At 46.6% G+C, this 18,326-nt stretch carries 9 protein-coding genes; 3 read left to right on the top strand and 6 right to left on the bottom strand.

The window, feature by feature from the left end; all coding sequences use genetic code 11:
* Positions 1-172: 172 nt before the first annotated feature.
* From QN395_RS09680 to pbpC, 3 genes are read left to right on the top strand one after another with little or no spacing between them, the layout of a single operon-like run.
* Positions 173-2,089: an MFS transporter gene (locus tag QN395_RS09680; RefSeq protein ID WP_322119202.1), complete on the top strand. Its 1,917-nt coding sequence runs from the start codon at positions 173-175 to the stop codon at positions 2,087-2,089.
* Positions 2,090-2,091: 2 nt separating this feature from the next.
* Entirely contained in the window at positions 2,092-7,995 is a 5,904-nt protein-coding gene (locus tag QN395_RS09675) for an MG2 domain-containing protein (protein ID WP_416352050.1), read from the top strand.
* An 8-nt stretch (positions 7,996-8,003) separates the two neighbouring features.
* Positions 8,004-10,241, top strand: a complete 2,238-nt coding sequence (gene pbpC / locus QN395_RS09670) for a penicillin-binding protein 1C (RefSeq protein WP_323492345.1) — start codon at positions 8,004-8,006, stop codon at positions 10,239-10,241.
* Positions 10,242-10,502: 261 nt separating this feature from the next.
* Here pbpC and QN395_RS09665 read toward each other — a convergent pair whose 3' ends face one another.
* The 6 genes from QN395_RS09665 to QN395_RS09640 form a co-directional block, all read right to left on the bottom strand.
* On the bottom strand, positions 10,503-11,288 hold the full coding sequence (locus tag QN395_RS09665) for a substrate-binding periplasmic protein (protein ID WP_322119200.1): 786 nt from the start codon (positions 11,286-11,288) through the stop codon (positions 10,503-10,505).
* Positions 11,289-11,430: 142 nt separating this feature from the next.
* Positions 11,431-13,005: a HAMP domain-containing sensor histidine kinase gene (locus tag QN395_RS09660; protein ID WP_322119199.1), complete on the bottom strand. Its 1,575-nt coding sequence runs from the start codon at positions 13,003-13,005 to the stop codon at positions 11,431-11,433.
* Positions 13,006-13,391: 386 nt separating this feature from the next.
* Positions 13,392-15,005 carry a DHA2 family efflux MFS transporter permease subunit gene (locus QN395_RS09655; RefSeq protein WP_322119198.1) on the bottom strand — a complete coding sequence of 538 codons (1,614 nt, stop codon included), beginning with the start codon at positions 15,003-15,005 and terminating at the stop codon, positions 13,392-13,394.
* Positions 15,005-16,234, bottom strand: a complete 1,230-nt coding sequence (locus QN395_RS09650; RefSeq protein WP_416200108.1) for an HlyD family efflux transporter periplasmic adaptor subunit — start codon at positions 16,232-16,234, stop codon at positions 15,005-15,007. The genes QN395_RS09655 and QN395_RS09650 overlap by 1 nt, the downstream gene beginning before the upstream one ends.
* Positions 16,231-17,748, bottom strand: coding sequence for an efflux transporter outer membrane subunit (locus QN395_RS09645; RefSeq protein WP_322119197.1), 1,518 nt, complete (start codon positions 17,746-17,748; stop codon positions 16,231-16,233). The genes QN395_RS09650 and QN395_RS09645 overlap by 4 nt, the downstream gene beginning before the upstream one ends.
* 43 nt (positions 17,749-17,791) lie before the next feature.
* Positions 17,792-18,274, bottom strand: coding sequence for a MarR family winged helix-turn-helix transcriptional regulator (locus QN395_RS09640; protein ID WP_322119196.1), 483 nt, complete (start codon positions 18,272-18,274; stop codon positions 17,792-17,794).
* Between the last annotated feature and the right edge of the window lie 52 nt (positions 18,275-18,326).

The following is an 18,326-nucleotide window of genomic DNA, read 5'->3' as shown; positions in this document are numbered from 1 at the left end:
CAAATTTTGAATTTGTTTTGGATGTCTAAATTATAATTACGTCAAATATGTTTTGATCGGCTTAACTATTTTTGATGTCTCGTTTTAAGCCTCGTTCCTTGCTCCTCGTCTCGGTCAATCTGAGCATATTCATCTTTAATTCTCCAGTTACATTTAATCGGAATATCCGCCCATGAGCCAACAAAGCCAGTTTGCCCTGCTCACGCAGCGTCGTTTTGCCCCATTCTTCTGGACGCAATTCCTGGGTGCATTCAATGACAACGTCTTTAAAACCGCCTTGCTGACGATACTGACGTACGACGCTTTGTCTTGGACTAAGCTCGATATCGGCTTGTTGAATAATTTGATCCCGGGACTGTTTATTTTACCGTTTGTCTTGTTTTCAGCAACATCTGGCCAGTTAGCAGATAAATTTGAAAAAGCGGGATTAGCCCGCAAAGTCAAATTGCTAGAAATTGTAATCATGTGTATTGCAGCAACGGGCTGGATGACGCATACCTTGTGGTTATTAATAGCCGCTGTTGCCGGTATGGGAATTCACTCAACCCTTTTCGGTCCGGTGAAATATGCGTACTTGCCACAGCACCTTAAATCCGAGGAACTGGTCGGTGGTAATGGTGTGATTGAGATGGGTACGTTTGTCGGTATTTTATTGGGCGAAGTTCTTGGTGCGATGCTGGTCGTACATAAACCTTGGGGAATAGAACTAGTTGCTGGCGGTACCATCGTGATCGCCATCATTGGTTGGCTGACTAGTCTGCGGATTCCTAATTCCCCAGCGCCGGAGCCTGAGTTAAAAATCAATTGGAATGCTGCAACAGAGACTGTCCGTAATATCCGGTTTACCAAGCAGAATCGCCCCGTATTTTTATCGTTGCTGGGTAATTCTTGGTTTTGGTTTTATGGCGCCATAATTTTGGCGCAGTTCCCTTTGTATGCCAAAGATTATTTGCATGGCGATCATAGCGTATTCGTTTTACTACTAACTATTTTCTCATTTGGAATTGGTGCCGGCTCGCTTTTATGTGAACGTTTGTCTGGTCATAAAGTGGAGATTGGCTTGGTGCCGTTTGGTGCAATTGGCTTATCTGTATTTGGCTTTGATTTGTATTTGTCTAGCGTCGCTTATACACACGCCTTGACTGCAATTAATGCAGGTGCTGTGGCACCGACAATTGACGCAATGGGATTTTTTCATCAAGTTGGAAGCTTGCGTATCGTATTTGATATCGTGATGATCGGCTTGTTCGGTGGTCTATACATCGTGCCATTATTCGCGCTGATACAAACCCGATGCGATCCAAAACATTTATCCCGTACCATCGCAGGTATGAATATCATGAATGCTTTGTTCATGGTGGTGGCCGCATTGAGTGCGACTTTAATGCTGAGTCGGGGATTTACTATCCCACAAATTTTTATGGCAACCGCGATTTTGAATGCGGTTGTAGCCTTGTATATTTTTAGTTTAGTACCAGAATTTTTAATGCGATTTATCGCATGGTTACTAATCCACACTATTCACCGCGTTAAGGGAGTAAATACTAATCGTATTCAGGTTGAGGGCGCAGCAGTTTTAGTTTGTAATCATGTTAGTTATATGGATGCCATCGTGATTATGGCCTCCAGCCCGCGACCGATTCGTTTTGTCATGGATCACCGGATTTTCAAGATTCCATTTTTGTCCTGGGTTTTTAAAACGGCAAAAGCTATTCCTATTGCACCTGCTAAAGAAGATCCATGGCTCATGGAGAAAGCTTATATTGATATCGCTAAAGCCTTGCATGAAGGTGAACTGGTTTGTATTTTCCCAGAAGGTAAATTGACGACCACTGGTGATATGAATGAGTTTAAGGGCGGTATTATGAAAATACTAGAACGCTCTCCAGTGCCTGTATTCCCAATGGCGCTGCGTGGTCTCTGGGGTAGCTTTTTGTCGAGAGATAAAGGCAACCCGTTTGAGCGTTCTTTCAGCCGCGGACCTTTCTCACATCTGGAACTTGCAGTGGGTGAGGCTTTACAAGCGTCAGAAGTAACACCACAATTATTGCAAGATAAAGTGCAATCTTTACGCGGTGAATGGAGATAAAAATGACTGTTCTGCATCGCTTGATAATGTTATGTGTATTTTTTCTTGGTTCTATCCTCAACATTATCGAAGCGAATGCTGCCAGCATTACTCGATTTTCACCACAAGGTGAAGTGGCTCAGGTTCGACAGATCAGAGCCACATTTTCTGAAGCAGTAATTGCCTTTGGAGACCCTAAAGCGGCGGCTCCTTTGGATATTAAATGTACCCAAGCAGGCTCAGGTCGGTGGGCAGATGATAAAAACTGGGTCTATGATTTTACCGCTGACTTGCCGCCGGGTACGTTATGCAGTGCTCAGTTAAAAGCTAATTTTAAGACAGTTACCGGCGCAGCGATCACAGGCAAAAGCACCTTCCAATTCTCCACTGGCGGTCCGGCAATCGTCAGTGTTCGCCCTTATCAAGGCGAGTCTATTGATGAGGAGCAGGCATTTATTCTGTTCCAGAATGGTATCGCCACCAGCGCCAGTATTTTGCAACACACTTATTGCGAAATTGAAGGTGTGCATGAGCGGGTTCCGGTACGGTTTATTGAAGGTGCTGCCCGTACTGAATTACTAAAACAATACAGCTCAACCGACGAGAATACCGCTAGCCGTATCAGTATTGTGCAATGTCAGCAGCGTTTTCCTAATGCGGCGGCTGTGCGTCTGGTCTGGGATAAGGGAATTGTGACGCCATCAGGTGTGCCAAATAGTCAGGCGCAATCGTATAAATTTAAAGCACGTCAGGCATTTACTGCTAGCTTTACCTGCGAGCGCGAGAACGCCAAAGCGGCTTGCACGCCGATACAGGCAGTAGCATTAAATTTTAATACGCCAATCAGTCGGAAACTCGCAGAACAGATTGTTTTAAAAACTGCAAAAGGTAGTAGCAAGCCGACGTTTAAACGTGATGAAAAAGAAGAAACCGTACAACGGGTTGAGTTCGTCCCACCGTTCGCCGAAAAGACAGAATACACACTGGAGTTGCCGAGTAAACTACAAGACGATAGTGGTCGTAGTTTAGGCAATGCTACACAATTTCCTCTGAAGTTTTCTACCGCCGATTATCCACCGCTGGCAAAATTTCCTGCTGCTCCGTTTGGTATTGTTGAACTGAACGCGGATGCAACCTTGCCAGTCACCTTGCGTAACGTAGAAAAAAATTTGATTGCCCGCAGTACCGACGGTAAGCAGTCACCGGGCACGCTTGCGAACTTAAAAGTCGATGATGATGCTGGCATCATCAACTGGATACAACGACTTAATCGCTATCACGAGAGCAGCATCCAGATTGCAAATAAGTCCGTCGAGACTCGCAGTATCGGTTTACTTGCTAAAGAAGCTGGCGTGCGCAAACTCGATTTGCCTAGTTCACCTGAAGACAAAGATGCAACAGCGATTGCATTCAGGCCATTTGAGGTGATTGGTATTCCACTCAAAGATCCGGGCTTTTATGTGCTGGAACTGGAATCTCAAAAACTAGGTAGTGCCTTATTGGGCAAACCTGTTCCGATGTTCGTGCGTACCAGTGCCTTGGTCACCAATATGGCAGTACACATTAAATTAGGTCGTGAAAACGGCGCAGTCTGGGTAACGACTTTAGACTCGGCTAAGCCTGTAGGCAATGCAGATATCCGTGTATCTGACTGTACAGGTAAAGAAGTTTGGCGCGGCGTGAGTAACGCCAGCGGTATCGCCATGATACCGACAGCATTGGATAATCCTTGTCGCTACAGCGAAGACAACACGGACGTCAGCAAGGGCAAAATTAATGGATTTTTTGTCAGTGCTCGTAAGACCGATGAAAAAGGGCGCAAGGATATGGCGTTCGCTTTATCTTCCTGGAACAGCGGTATTGAATCATATCGCTTCAATTTGCCAACGGATACGAGCAAAGTCGCGACGGTCAGAGCTCACACTATTCTAGACCGTAGCTTATTTCGAGCGGGTGAAACTGCCTCAATGAAGCATGTGATCCGTATTGAAAATATGCATGGATTCGGTTTTCAGAAAGCAAGTTTATTACCTACTCGCGTTCGTATTATCCACCAAGGAAGCAATCAGGAATTCCAGTTTCCGCTGGTATGGCGCGGACAGAATACGGCTGAAACAACTTTTGCGATTCCAAAGCAAGCTAAACTAGGAACCTACAATATTGTGCTGGATCAGGGCACATCGAAGATAACTGAGGCGAACAATGACACCACTAATAACGATGCTGATAACGAATCCGATGGTGAAGACCGCTACGGTCGTAACACTTACAACAGCGGTAGCTTTAGGGTAGAAGAATTCCGTCTGCCTTTACTACAGGGGCGTATTACTCCACCCAAAGCCGCGCAAATTGCACCGAAAGAATTAGCTCTTGATGTGCAGCTAAATTATCTTAATGGCGGCGGTGCTTCAGGTCTGCCCGTTGAGATCAGTAGTTTACTAAGAAATAAAAATTTAAATTTCCCCGCGTACGATGGATATGCGTTTAATGCTGGCTACGAAGCCGATGATGAGCAAAAAATCGTTGCCAACAAATTGCCCGTGAGTCTAGATAAAAATGGTAGTGGTAAAACGGTTATAAAAAATCTACCTGCGATTACTAAGCCGCAAGAATTATTATCGGAAATGACCTACGCAGATCCTAACGGTGAAATACAAACCATATCTGCTGTGACGACCCTATGGCCTTCTGCCGTGATTGTCGGGATTAAAGCCGGTGGTTGGGTCTCAGTTAAAAAGAAAGTCACACTAAGCACTATCACGCTAGATACCAATGGCAAACCGCAAGCGGGCGTCGCTGTGGCACTAACAGGATTATCGAAACAAAGTAATTCTCACCGCAAGCGCATGGTCGGCGGATTCTATGCCTATGAAAACTCTGAGACAACCAAGGATTTAGGCGAGCTATGTTCTGGTAAGTCGGATGCGCGTGGCTTGTTCCTATGCGATGTAGAAATTAAAGAATCCGGCAATGTAGAGATAACCGCCAACGCTAAAGACGACAACGGCAAGAGCGCCTTAGCGAAAACTTCTGTCTGGGTCGCGAATCAAAATGAAATTTGGTTCGATGGCGAAAATCAGGACCGTATGGATGTCTTACCTGAGAAAAAGCAGTATCAGCCAGGCGATATCGCTAAATTCCAAATCCGTATGCCGTTCCGTTATGCAACCGCATTGGTTGCGGTTGAGCGTGAAGGTGTAATCGATACAATGGTGGTGCAATTGAACGGACGCGATCCAAGTATTACCGTCCCGATCAAGGCGAGCTATGGGCCTAATATTTTCGTATCTGTGTTGGCTGTTCGTGGACGGATGCGTGAAGTTCCTTGGTATTCCTTCTTTACCTGGGGTTGGAAAGAGCCACTGAACTGGTGGAGTGAATTCCGCGAATATCAAAATCCCGGCGCGACTGTCGATCTGGCAAAACCAGCCTACAAGTATGGAATTGCCGAAATTTCTGTTGGCACTGCCGCGCATCAACTGGCGGTAACCGTAACCAGTGATAAATCGGTATATCCGATTCGCACTACCTCCAAAGTCACCGTGCAGGTAATACGGCCAGACGGCAAGCCGGCCGCCGGCGCTGAAGTCGCATTGGCTGCTGTTGATGAGGCTTTGTTAGAGCTTCAGCCAAATACTTCTTGGGATGTTTTGGGAGCCTTGTTACAACGACGAGGATATGGTGTCGAGACTGCGACTGCACAAATGCAAGTGATAGGCAAACGTCATTACGGTCGTAAAGCCGTTGCTGCGGGCGGTGGTGGGGGCAAATCATCGACGCGTGAATTATTCGATACATTGCTGCTCTGGAAGCCCTCTATCATCCTAGATGCAAACGGTCGGGCGCAAATTGACGTGCCCTTAAATGATGCACTAACCAGCTTTAAGATCGTCGCAATTGCGCAAAGTGGGGCTGATCTTTTTGGCACCGGTTCTGTCAGCATCAGGTCTAGTCAGGATTTGCAGTTGATTTCTGGTTTACCTCCGTTGGTGCGGGAAGGGGATCAATTTGTAGTAATGCTGACGGTTCGTAATACAACGACTCGGTCGATGAAAGTCGAAGTGATGGCGAATGTCACAGGCTTGTCGTCAGAGCTGAGCAAGCAAAATATCGTAATACCAGCAGGTGAATCGAGAGAGGTAAATTGGAATGTGGTGGTGCCAGCTTCGCCCAATAATTTAAGTCCATCTTCCTTCTCTAATGCCGACAGGCAGCAGTTGACTTGGGATATTAAAGCGCAAGAAATCCCAGCAGCAGGAGTGCAAGGCGTGAAGGACGCACTGAAGATTAGCCAGCGTGTGATTGCTGCAGTGCCTGTTACGGTGCAGCAGGCTAGTTTGTTCCAGTTAGAGGCACCCATGACGATGGCGGTTAGTCAGCCTGCCGACAGCTTGCCTGGGCGAGGTGGTCTGGCGATTTCTTTAATCCCTAGTCTGGCTGGTGGTAACGAGAGCTTACGTCGTTATTTCAGCGAATATCCTTACTCCTGCCTTGAGCAAAAGACATCACGCGCTATCGGCTTGCGTGATGCCGCGATGTGGCAAAAGATAACGGCTGATTTACCTAGCTATTTGGACGCCGATGGTTTGGCATATTATTACCCTCCGGGCGACAGCAGCCAAAGGCATGGCAGCGATAGTTTGACTGCGTATATCTTGGCTGCAACCAACGAGGCTGGATTTGCTGTACCGGATGCCAGTCGCGACAAGATGTTGCAAGGCTTGAGTGCGTTTGTCGAAGGCAAAATAACACGCGATTTCTGGTCACCGAAAAAGGACCTGGATATCCGTAAAATCGCCGCGCTAGAGGCAATGTCTCGTTATGGTCAAGTGCAGCCTCGGATGCTGGGTTCAATTCAAATCGCGCCGAATCTATGGCCAACCTCCGCCATTATTGACTGGCTGTCAATTTTGCAGAGAACCGCTAATTTACCCAAGCGTGAGGCCTATCTTAAAGAGGCGGACCAAGTGCTGCGGTCACGGCTGAATTACCAAGGCACTCGTCTAGGTTTCTCGACCGAGGCAGATGATTATTGGTGGTGGTTAATGAGCAATGGCGACAGCAATGCAACCCGACTTATTTTAGTCATGCTGGATAATCCTGCATGGCGTGATGATATGCCGAAGTTGATGACAGGAGCCATTCAGCGGCAAACTCGAGGCCGCTGGATGACGACTACCGCTAACGTTTGGGGTTCATTAGCGTTAGAAAAATTTGCCAACAAGTTTGAGACTGAAAAGGTTTCCGGTATAACTAAAGCAAGCTTGCAGCAAGGCGCTGTGCAAAGTTTTAATTGGCCTATGGTTGGAACTGCAACTGGTAGCGGTAATTTGCAATTGCCTTGGCCTGCCAATACTTCTACTGCGATGCCATCGCCCAAATCGCTAACTCCGGCAGATGGTTTAAAACTCAGCCACGAAGGCAAAGGTAAACCATGGATAGTGTTGCAAAGTCTGGCTGCAATTCCCCTAAAAGCGCCATTCAGCAGCGGTTATAGAATCAACAAAACCGTCGTACCAGTTGAGCAAAAAGAGAAGGGTAAGTACAGTCGTGGTGATGTCCTGCGTATCAATTTGGAAATCGATGCGCAGACTGATATGACTTGGGTCGTCGTCTCCGACCCCATCCCCGCAGGGGCTAGTTTGCTGGGTTCAGGTTTAGGCCGTGACTCTGCAATTGCCGCAACTACTGGAGTAGATAATAGCAATGCAGGTAATTGGAGTACAGCCTGGCTTGCCTATGAAGAGCGCAGCTTTGAAGCTTTCCGTGGTTATTACGAGTTTGTGCCTAAAGGAAAATTCTCATTGACTTATACGGTTCGCCTAAATAATGTTGGCGAATTTAAATTGCCACAAACTAGAGTTGAGGCCATGTACGCCCCAGAAATGTTTGGAGAAATTCCCAATCCCGTCATGATAGTCAAGTAATGGTATTGATGAAGTACCGCTGGATCAGATTCGTTTGCACCGCGTCCATTGCCTGTGCATTGAGTTTAGCTGCAGGCGTCGCTAACGCCGTGCCCAGTTTTAAAGAAGTGCAAACTGACTTTGTATCGTCAGAAGGTTTTTTACTAGACCGCCATGGCGTTGTGGTGCATCAATTAAGGCTCAATCCAAAAGAGCGTAAGCTCGCTTGGGTCAAGCTGGAAGATGTCTCTCCAGCGATTAGAAATGCTTTAATCGCGTCGGAAGATAAACATTTTTACCAGCATAGCGGTGTAGATTGGAACGCCGTGGCCGCCGCTGCCTGGGGTAATTTGTGGAATAGCAAAACCCGTGGTGCATCGACCATCACTATGCAATTGGCAGGTTTGCTCGAAGAGGATTTACGCCGTAAATCCAGTGCCCGCACCACTACCCAAAAATTGACTCAGGCATTGGTTGCGCAATGGCTGGAGCGCAGCTGGCGCAAAGATCAAATCCTGGAAGCATATTTAAATCTCGTACCATTCCGCGGTGAATTAGTTGGCGTGTATGCCTTATCTCGGATTATGTTTGATAAGCATCCCAGTGGCTTAGATCAGGTGGAGGCAGCAATTGCTGTAGCCTTGCTCCGCGCACCCAATGCAACCTATACCAAAGTGGCAGAGCGTGCCTGCAATATCCTTAAAGACCAGGGTGTTCCGGCATTTTGTCAAAATCTGGCAGGACAAACTTCGCTCTACTTTGCGCGACTGACGGCTAAATCCGATTTAATTAATGTCAGCAACGGACCTCAATTAGCGCCGCATCTTGCGCAGCATTTAGCAAATAAGTTATTGAACTCTAACATGCATTCTCTGCGCGCTACTTTGGATGCCGGAACCCAGCAATTCGCAAAAGATGCTCTAACACGCCAGTTATCTGCTTTGGTTGACCGCAATATTGAAGATGGCGCAGTTCTGGTACTAGATAATGCTAGTGGCGATGTACTCGCATGGGTTGGCTCTAGCGGTAACCTGTCGGATGCCCGCCACGTAGATGGAGTCCTTGCTTTACGTCAGGCCGGATCAACCCTGAAGCCGTTTTTATATGAACTGGTCTTAGAGAGAAAATGGTTGACTGCGGCATCCATCTTAGACGACTCAGCCATCAATTTACCTACCGCATCCGGTTTGTATATTCCTCAAAATTACGACAAACATTTTAAAGGTTTGGTCAGCGTACGCACTGCCTTGGCATCGTCGTTAAATATTCCTGCCGTCCGCACTCTGGTCACAGTCACTCCTCAACTGTTTTTTCAACGCTTACAGAGTCTGGGATTTTCTTTGCGTGAAGAGGGGGATTATTACGGCTACAGTCTGGCGTTAGGCAGTGCTGATGTGAGTCTGCAAGCCTTAACAAATGCTTACCGGACACTAGCCAATCAGGGCAAATATAGCGCTATCCGCACCAGTGAAAAAGATCCCAAATCTGTAATGCTGCCAAGATTGTCGCCTGAGGCAACCTTTATCATCAGCGATATTTTGTCCGATCGCACTGCGCGAGCTGTAACCTTTGGATTAGAAAATGCCTTGTCGATCCGCTCTTGGTCTGCGGTAAAAACCGGGACATCCAAAGACATGCGGGATAACTGGTGCATTGGTTATTCTGATCGCTATACCGTAGGCGTATGGGTTGGCAACGCATCCGGCGCGCCGATGTGGGATGTGTCTGGTGTAACTGGTGCTGCGCCGATCTGGCAAGAGGTCATGCAATATTTAAACCGGGCGGTTTCAAACACAAAGAGCATCGCTAAAAAAGAATTGACCAGAACTGTTCCCGATGATGTCGTCATGCAGTCGATCAGCTACGACGATCAGTTAGAAGCGCCAAGGATTGAGTATTTTATCAAGGGGACTGAGCAAAGCCACATCGCCATCGCAAAATCAAACGAAATTAGACCATCGATCACTTATCCCACCGCAGGGATGTTGGTTGCTCTTGATCCTGATATCCCACCAGACCGGCAACGCATACGATTTGCTGCGCAGGGATTACAGCAGGGTGGATGGATGTTAGATGGACGAAGTTTGAACAATCCCGGCAAAACAAAATCCCAGTCAGGCCAACTGGCACAAATTGACTGGATGCCATGGCCGGGCAAACATCTATTGCAGCTTGTTGATAGCAAAGGATTGGTTGTTGACGAGATCCGGTTCGAGGTACGCGGAGCTCAGCTTGTGATAACAAAAAATACCAAGAAGTCAAAATAGCTTGATTAGCAGATCAACTAGAGCAGAGTTTTAATTATGATTCTGCTCGAGTATAGCCAAGAGTATGGTCTGTGATTTTTACTAGTTTAAAAAGGAATGTCGTCCTCTTCTGTCGGCTTAGTATAACGTTCAACGGCGTCCAATCTTGCATGTAAGTTTGCAAGTGCGATTCGTCGCTTTGTAGGTGAGGCGTCATTGAAAAAATGCAGAAAGTCACGAAGCGTTTCTATAGAAAAATCCTCTTTTTTAGAGTAATACGATCTACTTCAAATAACTACTTTCAATCTTCGCAGCACTACCATTTTTCTTAATCGTCTCAATCGCGGTATTCATCTTCATAATAAAGTCCGCTTTATACGCAGGATTATTATTGACGCTATAGCCAATAAATGTTTCTTCACCAGATAACTCAAGTGCCTCTTGTAGTTTGAAATTGTTCAGATCCGGATCAGCTTGTAATTTTTTTGTCGTATAAAATGCAGCGCCTCTATCAGTTGCGTAGCAGGCGATACGCTTTGCTGCTAGTTTTTTTATATTGGCTTCATTACCTTTGGCCTCTGACAAAGTAATTTTGCCTGCCTTAGCTGCGTCGATCAGTCTGGAAGATAAAAGAAATCCAGCGTTGACGCCTATTGTTAGACCTGTAAAGTCGTCCGGGAATTTTTTTCTTGGGACTGCCATCACATCCGGATTACAAAAGAGTACGACCGTTTCCGTGTAAAGCACGACAGAGTAGGTGGAGATATAAATGCGTTCTTTTTTAAACCCGGGCGGGAATAAAGCAAAGGACGCGCCGCTTTCCAGATCAGCTAAACCTCGCTTCCAAGGTCTTGGTTTAAGCTCTACCTCATAAGCTGGTTTTAATAACTCAGACGCCTTATGCAAGAGCTCTACATACATCCCTTTGAACTGACCATTTTCTACGTAAGAGTAGGGTGCATAATCATCGTCACCTAAGAGAATCACTTTTTCAGTTGCGTACGCGCTTGAGCCGACTGTTGATACAAAATAACTGGCAAGAAAAAAATAGAAAAATTGACGTTTCATTCGTAATCCTTCGATAAAAATTCCAAGATCTTATATTTCACTACCTGTCATAGCATGAAGTTATTTGTGTCTGAAAATGCATCTGAAATCTGGACACATGTATGCAGCTTGGCCCTCAGGATTAAATTTTTAATCGCGCCTTTCAGGTCAAAATAGTATTTGTTTTGGGTGCGACTATGGGTAAAGTGAGGATGAATTTTGTATACGAGTTATGCCCTGTTTTGCTGTCCACTAAGATGGTTCCGCCAAGCACGTCATTGGCGATGTTGTAGACAATATTCAGACCAAGACCACTGCCGCCTTGCCCCAGTTTTGTAGTGAAGAAGGGGTCGAAAATCCGATTAATATTTTCTTGTGAAATACCTTTGCCGTTATCCATAAAGACAAATTCAATTTGACCCAAAGGTAATTTTTTAACATAAATACTAATGATGCCGAGATGCTCGGAATCAAATCCATGCGCTAGTGAATTATTAAAGAAATTAGTAATCATTTGCCCAATCGCGCCTGGATAACTGTCCATCATGATGTCGTCTTCCAGGGCGGTATTAATTTTATGCGGTGTTTTTTTAAGTAAATGATGAAGCGTTGCCAGTACCTCGTTGATGACTGATTTAAGGTTAAAGGTACGTCGTTTGTCACTTGACTGGTCAACCGCAACCTGTTTGAAGCTACTGATGAGTTCGGCTGCATTATTGAGATTTTGAATAATTAATTGGCCTGCTTCAACCGACGCGTTGGTATAGTCTTCTAAGATTGAGCGTTTCAATAATCCGGCCTGATAATTAGCAGAGAAGTTTTTACTTCTATCTAGGAACGAGGTCGATACCAGAAGCGCATTGCCAATTGGAGTATTGAGTTCATGCGCGACTCCAGCGACCAGCGATCCTAGTGCGGCGAGTTTTTCTGATCTGATTAACTCATTTTGCGATTGATTTAGCTCTACCGTACGGGCTTCCACTTTGCGTTCAAGTGAATCATTCAGATCCCGGATGATTTGCTCGTTTCTTTCTCTCTCAATCAGGTCGGCTTGTAATTGCTTATTTTTATCCGCTAATTCAGCCAGTAGCTGGTTAAGTGTGTTGCGGGTAACTTCCAGTCTGTCGGCCAGGCTGCCAAGCTCATCATCGCGGTAAGGCCGGATCGGTGTCGCAAAGTTACCCAGTGCAAGCCGGTCTGCGTCTAGCCTTAGTTGATGGATAGGACGTACAAAGCGGTAATAAAGCAGCACTAAAATGATGATCAGTGAAACGATTAATTGGAGGGCGATACTGCCGACGTAGTTTCTTATGCGCCGCAAAAACTCGGCATCTAAATAACCGCTATCAAGACCGACTTCAACACGGCCTAAGACTTCGCCCTGATACAAAATTGGTTGGGCGCTGACGACGACGCTGCCAATTTTTCGTTCCGGTAAGCTTTTACGGAAAATGGATTTGTCGCCTTCAAATATTTCTACTTTGGTGATGGCAGGTGTTGCCATGGCGGCTTCTACCTGATCTTGGATTGCAGAGGGATTTTTGTTCCAGACTGGGTCGCGCAAATTTAGCGCTAGCATATTGGTAATTCTTTGCAGATCACTTTTTTGCTGTTCTACTGCGGCATTTCTCTCTACGCCCCATATGAATATCCAGCCAGATATAAAGGCAGGGACGAGCAGTCCAATTAATATGCCAAGCAAAATGGCGATCTGTATGCTGAGATGCGGTTTTTTCATTAGAAAATACCAGTTCCACTGCGGTTAGTGGGACGCTAAAAATTTAGCGAACAGTCGATGATGTGAATCTCTTGCCCATATGCAAATGATTATAAAACACATTAGATAAAAAATACGAATAGTGATGTAAAACTAACAAAAGCTTTAGTGCAAAAAAATGGAGTAAAGCGTTTGGGGCTTACTCCATACGCTTTACTCCACTGATCAGACTAATGCAGACCCGAACTTAGTCTGTAACTAATGACTGTCTGACGGTATTACTGATGCCGATACTTACATTGCCATGAATTAACTTACTCCCGCCTAGTATATTTTATTGTCCGTGTAATTACTGGCTTGCAGGGAAATTTTTATAAAAAAATGGGGGAGTATAGGTAATTTCTTACTTAATGTGCTCCTCCGGCATCAATGGGGGCAGATGACTTTTTCGGTTTGGTGATCCATACCAGCGCAATCAGCGATAAGAACATAAACGACGATAAGTAGAAAATATCCGTCGCCGCCATCGTGCTTGCCTGTATCGACATTGTTCTGTCAATCACGGCCCACGCCCCTGTTTCTGGTATGCCTTGTTGCATTAATGCCTGCACACTTTGAACAAAAGCAGGGTAGTTGCTCCCCGTATGTTCAGTTAACTGCGCATGATGCAAGGTTGTGCGGCTATCCCATATCGTCGATGCGATCGACGTTCCCATGCCGCCGCACATGATCCTGACAAAATTGGACAGACCAGATGCTGCCGGGATTCTGTCCGGGGTTAGTCCAGACAGAATAATCGAGGTCAATGGAATAAAAAACATCGACATCGCTGCACCTTGAATCAAAGTCGGAATCAGAAGTGTCATCGTGTCCACATCGGTCGTAAATTGTGCCCGCATATAAAACACCACGGCGAACAAAATAAACGCAGTAGTAGCCACTTTACGCGCATCCAGTTTTGGTAAAAATTTACCGATCAGCGGCGACAAGATAATCGCAAAAACACCTACCGGCGCCATCACTTTGCCTGCCTCCGTCGCCGTGTAGCTGAGCTGTGTTTGCAGCCATAATGGCATGATCACCAGACTACCAAAGAACAAACCATAGCCAACAGAAATCGCTACCACACCACCGCTAAAGTTGCGTCGTTTAAACAGCGACAGATCAACGATAGGGTGCTCTTCACCAAGCTCCCAGATCACAAAATAGATCAGACCAACTGCCGCAATCACGGCTAACAAAATAATCTCGCCAGAGTTAAACCAGTCCAGTTCTTTGCCCTTGTCCAACATCACTTGCAAAGAACCGACCCAGACCACAAGCAAACCCAAACCGACCACGTCAATTGGCAGTTTTTTAATTTTGGATTCCCGTGTTTTATAGATTGACCAGGTTGTCCATGCCGCAAAAAGTCCAACTGGGATGTTGATATAAAAAATCCATGGCCAAGTGTAGTTATCTGAAATCCAGCCCCCAAGCAGCGGGCCCATAATAGGTGCGACGAGCGTCGTCATCCCCCATAAAGCAAGCGCCATCGAACTTTTAGCGGGAGGGTAACTACCCAGTAGTAAAGATTGGGATAACGGGATCATTGGGCCGGCAACCGCCCCTTGCAAAATACGGGCAGCGATCAGCGTCTCAATATTGGGCGCCATACCGCATAGTAGCGACGAGATGACGAATAACAAGATGGAAGTAGTGAACAAGCGGACTTGTCCGAACCGATTCGTTAAAAAACCGGTCAGTGGAACGGAGATCGCATTCGCTACCGCGAACGAGGTAATAACCCAGGTGCCCTGCTGAGGCGAGACACCCAAGTTGCCCGAAATCGCCGGGATTGATACGTTTGCAATCGACGAGTCCAACACGTTCATGAACGTGGCAAGTGATAACACCAAGGTTCCCAGTGCTAACTGAGCACCTTTTAGCGGTGGCAATGGCGCGGCTGGAGCAGGAGGAGCCGCAGGGGCGTTACCCTGCGGTTCGCCTGCTGCATCCGACGCTGAAATGGAGGTGCTCATTACAGCTTCTTGCCCATATTGTTCGTGACGATTTGCGCGATACGATCATCTGCTTCTTTGCCACTTTGTTCAAATACCGTCGTTTTGTAATCTGCTGTATTACGCAGTGGCGCACTACCAGCAACCGGGCTACCTTTTTGCTGAGAGATATCGACTTTGACTTGCATAGATAAACCGATGCGCAGCGGGTGTGTCGCCAGTTCTTTTTCATCTAACGCAATACGAACTGGAACACGCTGAACAACTTTAATCCAGTTGCCGCTTGCGTTTTGCGCAGGTAACAGGGCGAATGCAGAACCGGTACCAGCGGACAAACCAGCAACTTTGCCATGATATTCGACGCTAGAACCATACAAATCGGATTCCAAAGTCACGTCTTGTCCGATGCGCATGTGGGCTAACTGCACTTCTTTAAAGTTGGCATCGACCCATAAGGAGTTTAACGGCACGATCGACAACAATGGTGAGCCAGCAGCTACGCGCTGACCGACTTGTACCGAACGTTTAGCGATGTAGCCTGACATGGGCGCTGGCAAGCTGGTACGAGCGTAGGCGAGATAGGTCTCACGTACACGGGCTTCTGCACGTAAAACGTTGGGATGTTGTTCAACATTTGTCCGGTCAGTTAATACACTGTTGGATGCTAGTTGTTCGCGCGCTGCTAATAACGCAGATTCGGCGCTTTGCACTGCTGAACGGGCATGGTCGACTTCTTCGGAAGAGACGGCGCCAGTACTGACCAACTGTTGACGGCGAGCCAGATCGGATTTAGCACGTTCCACTTCAGTCAGACGTGTGCTGACATTGGCTTGCAATGGAGCGTTGTTTGCAAATAACACGCGGACTTCGCGAACTGTTTGTGCTAGCTGCGCTTCGGCTTGATCCAAGGCTACTTTGGCATCTGCACGGTCAAGTTCGATCAATGGCTTGCCGACTTGTACCAACTCGGTATCGTCAGCATGAATGGCTAATACTGTTCCAGCCACTTGCGGCGTTACTTGTACAACGTTCCCAGCGGCATAAGCATCTTCTGTATTTTCAAAATGGCTCCCGATGGTAAACCACCAAAAGGCGTAAGCGATTGCCACGACAATCAATACGATCGTGACGATAATCAACAAGCCGCGACGCTTACCGTTTGGTGGCGGTGTATTGGCCATTGTTGCCGAAGTTGCTGCTGGTGTTGTCGCTGTGGCGTTAGTGCCATTATTGGTAACAGGCGCGTTCATTGTGCGGCCTCCGAGTGAGTGAGTGATTGAGCGTTATTATTTGATGCTGCACTTGCAGGCAGTTGAGATAGTTGAAGTTCTGGGGCTATCTCATAACCGCCACCCAGTGCTTTGATTAAATTGATTTGTAAGTCAACACGGCGCACCTGTAGTTCTAATGAAGATTTTTTCTGCAAAACATAAATGTTTTCAGCGACCAGCACCGGCAGAATGTTCGCTGTGCCAACGCGTTGACGTTGCTGTGCCAACTTGATGGTTTGTTCTGCTGCTTTTTCGGCATTCTTTTGATTGCCATTTTGAAGTTCCGCAGTTTTCAGTGATTGGACTTGATCCGCCAATTCACGCAAGGCATCAGTCAGACTTTGGTTGTAAGTCGCGACTGCGGCATCGTATGCAGCCACACGACCTTTTAACTGTGCACGCAAACTGCCACCCTCAAATATTGGCAAACGAATTGTAGGGCCAGCGCCAACGATGCGGCTGCTACTTTGTAACAGGTTCGTTAACCCAAGACTGGAGAAGCCCGCAAAACCAATTAGATTGATATTAGGATAGAACTGAGTTTTCGCCGTATCGATCTCGCTTTGCATAGACTCGACTCTCCAGCGCGCTGCTACCACATCGGGGCGGCGACCCAGATAAGCCAAAGGCAATTCACCAGGCAGCGAAGTATTCATACCAGGATTAAACTGAGGACGGGGAATGGATTGACCACGCTCAGGCGCTTGTCCTAATAATGCGGCTAATTGGTTGCGATTGAGCGCAATGGCTTCTTGCCATTGATTGATATCCGATTGCAGATTCGCACTTTGCAATAAGCTTTGCTGGATATCAGTATTGTTATCCAAACCTGCCTTCACGCGTTGGCGTGTGATCTCGTCAAACTTATTTCGTATTGCCAGTTGTTGTGTGCTCAAATCTAGTTGCTCGTATTGACGCAGCAACTGCACCCAGGCATGCGCTACTGCGGTACTCAGCATTAAGCGGGCACTTTGTTGCTCTGCCAAGGCGACTTTTTCTTGCGACAGAGCAGTTCGCATTTCGGCGGAGTGCTTACCCCAAAAATCCAGGTCGTAAGAAAAATTCAACGCTAGCTGGTTATTTGTTTCTACAGCGCCGGCGAGTGGCGGCGGAATTAATCCGTTCTCAGTAAAGCGCTGGTAGGTACTGTCAAAACTTGCGCCAACACTAGGTAATTCGTTGGCGCGCGTGGCTTGTATCATGGCTCTGGCGCTTGCTACGCGGGCAGCCGCAACTTGCAGACTAGGGTTATCGGCAATTGCGGCGTCAATTAGGTCTTGCAAGGCTTGTCCGCCAATGTCTTTAGCCCAGTTGGCATTGAGCCATGCTGCATTTTGCAGTGCCGTTGCGCTAGCTTTGTCGCCAGAGTCAAAGGACTTCAACTTGGCATCGCTTTGTATGCCACTAAAATTGGCGCAGGCGGTGAGCAAGACAAAGACGCTACTGGCTAAGCCCAGTCGTATCGATGCTTGTCTTTGGAATGGAATTTTCATAGTTTTTATTGAAATAGAAAAATAATGTTTGTCAGGGCAATGATTATTTAGGAACTGCTGTTTGCTCTAATAAAGTTCTGTTGGCTAATAATTTTTTGAGTAAGCTTCTTAAAAAGCCAATTTCTTCCGGGCTAAATCCCGTAAACCCGATATTTAAAACATCGTTATAGATGCCGGGTAAATGCTGCACTAATTCATGTCCGGCTTGCGTCAATTCCAATTTAAACAGACGTTTATCGCTCTCGTCTGTAACACGTACGAGTAAGCCTTTTACTTCTAACCTGTCTAGCATGCGCTTCATTGCACCAGCATCGATAAAAAGATCACGTGCCAGCTCGGCGGCGGTCTCACATTTACCGGTTGCCAGCATCATAAATACGCTGGATTGGGCATGCGTGATCCCTAGTTTTGATACCGATTCATCAACTGATTTTGACAGCATGGTTTTCGCACGAGAGATGAGATAGCCGAGGCTTTCTTCAACCTGATACACGTCGAGCGGAAAAGTGGAGGAGGGCTGAGCCATATTTTTGATTAATTTCTTGATGAATTAGTTGCCTGGGCAAGATTTTATATCA

The organism is Undibacterium sp. RTI2.2 (assembly GCF_035018705.1).
Lineage (GTDB): Bacteria > Pseudomonadota > Gammaproteobacteria > Burkholderiales > Burkholderiaceae_D > Undibacterium.
This window is presented reverse-complemented; position numbering and strand designations above follow the sequence as displayed.

Coding starts and splice junctions, on each gene's coding strand:
- QN395_RS09675 (WP_416352050.1), top strand. CDS start 2,092: ATGACTGTTCTGCATCGCTTGATAATGTTATGTGTATTTTTTCTTGGT.
- pbpC (WP_323492345.1), top strand. CDS start 8,004: ATGAAGTACCGCTGGATCAGATTCGTTTGCACCGCGTCCATTGCCTGT.
- QN395_RS09655 (WP_322119198.1), bottom strand. CDS start 15,005: ATGAGCACCTCCATTTCAGCGTCGGATGCAGCAGGCGAACCGCAGGGT.
- QN395_RS09650 (WP_416200108.1), bottom strand. CDS start 16,234: ATGAACGCGCCTGTTACCAATAATGGCACTAACGCCACAGCGACAACA.
- QN395_RS09660 (WP_322119199.1), bottom strand. CDS start 13,005: ATGAAAAAACCGCATCTCAGCATACAGATCGCCATTTTGCTTGGCATA.
- QN395_RS09665 (WP_322119200.1), bottom strand. CDS start 11,288: ATGAAACGTCAATTTTTCTATTTTTTTCTTGCCAGTTATTTTGTATCA.
- QN395_RS09640 (WP_322119196.1), bottom strand. CDS start 18,274: ATGGCTCAGCCCTCCTCCACTTTTCCGCTCGACGTGTATCAGGTTGAA.
- QN395_RS09645 (WP_322119197.1), bottom strand. CDS start 17,748: ATGAAAATTCCATTCCAAAGACAAGCATCGATACGACTGGGCTTAGCC.
- QN395_RS09680 (WP_322119202.1), top strand. CDS start 173: ATGAGCCAACAAAGCCAGTTTGCCCTGCTCACGCAGCGTCGTTTTGCC.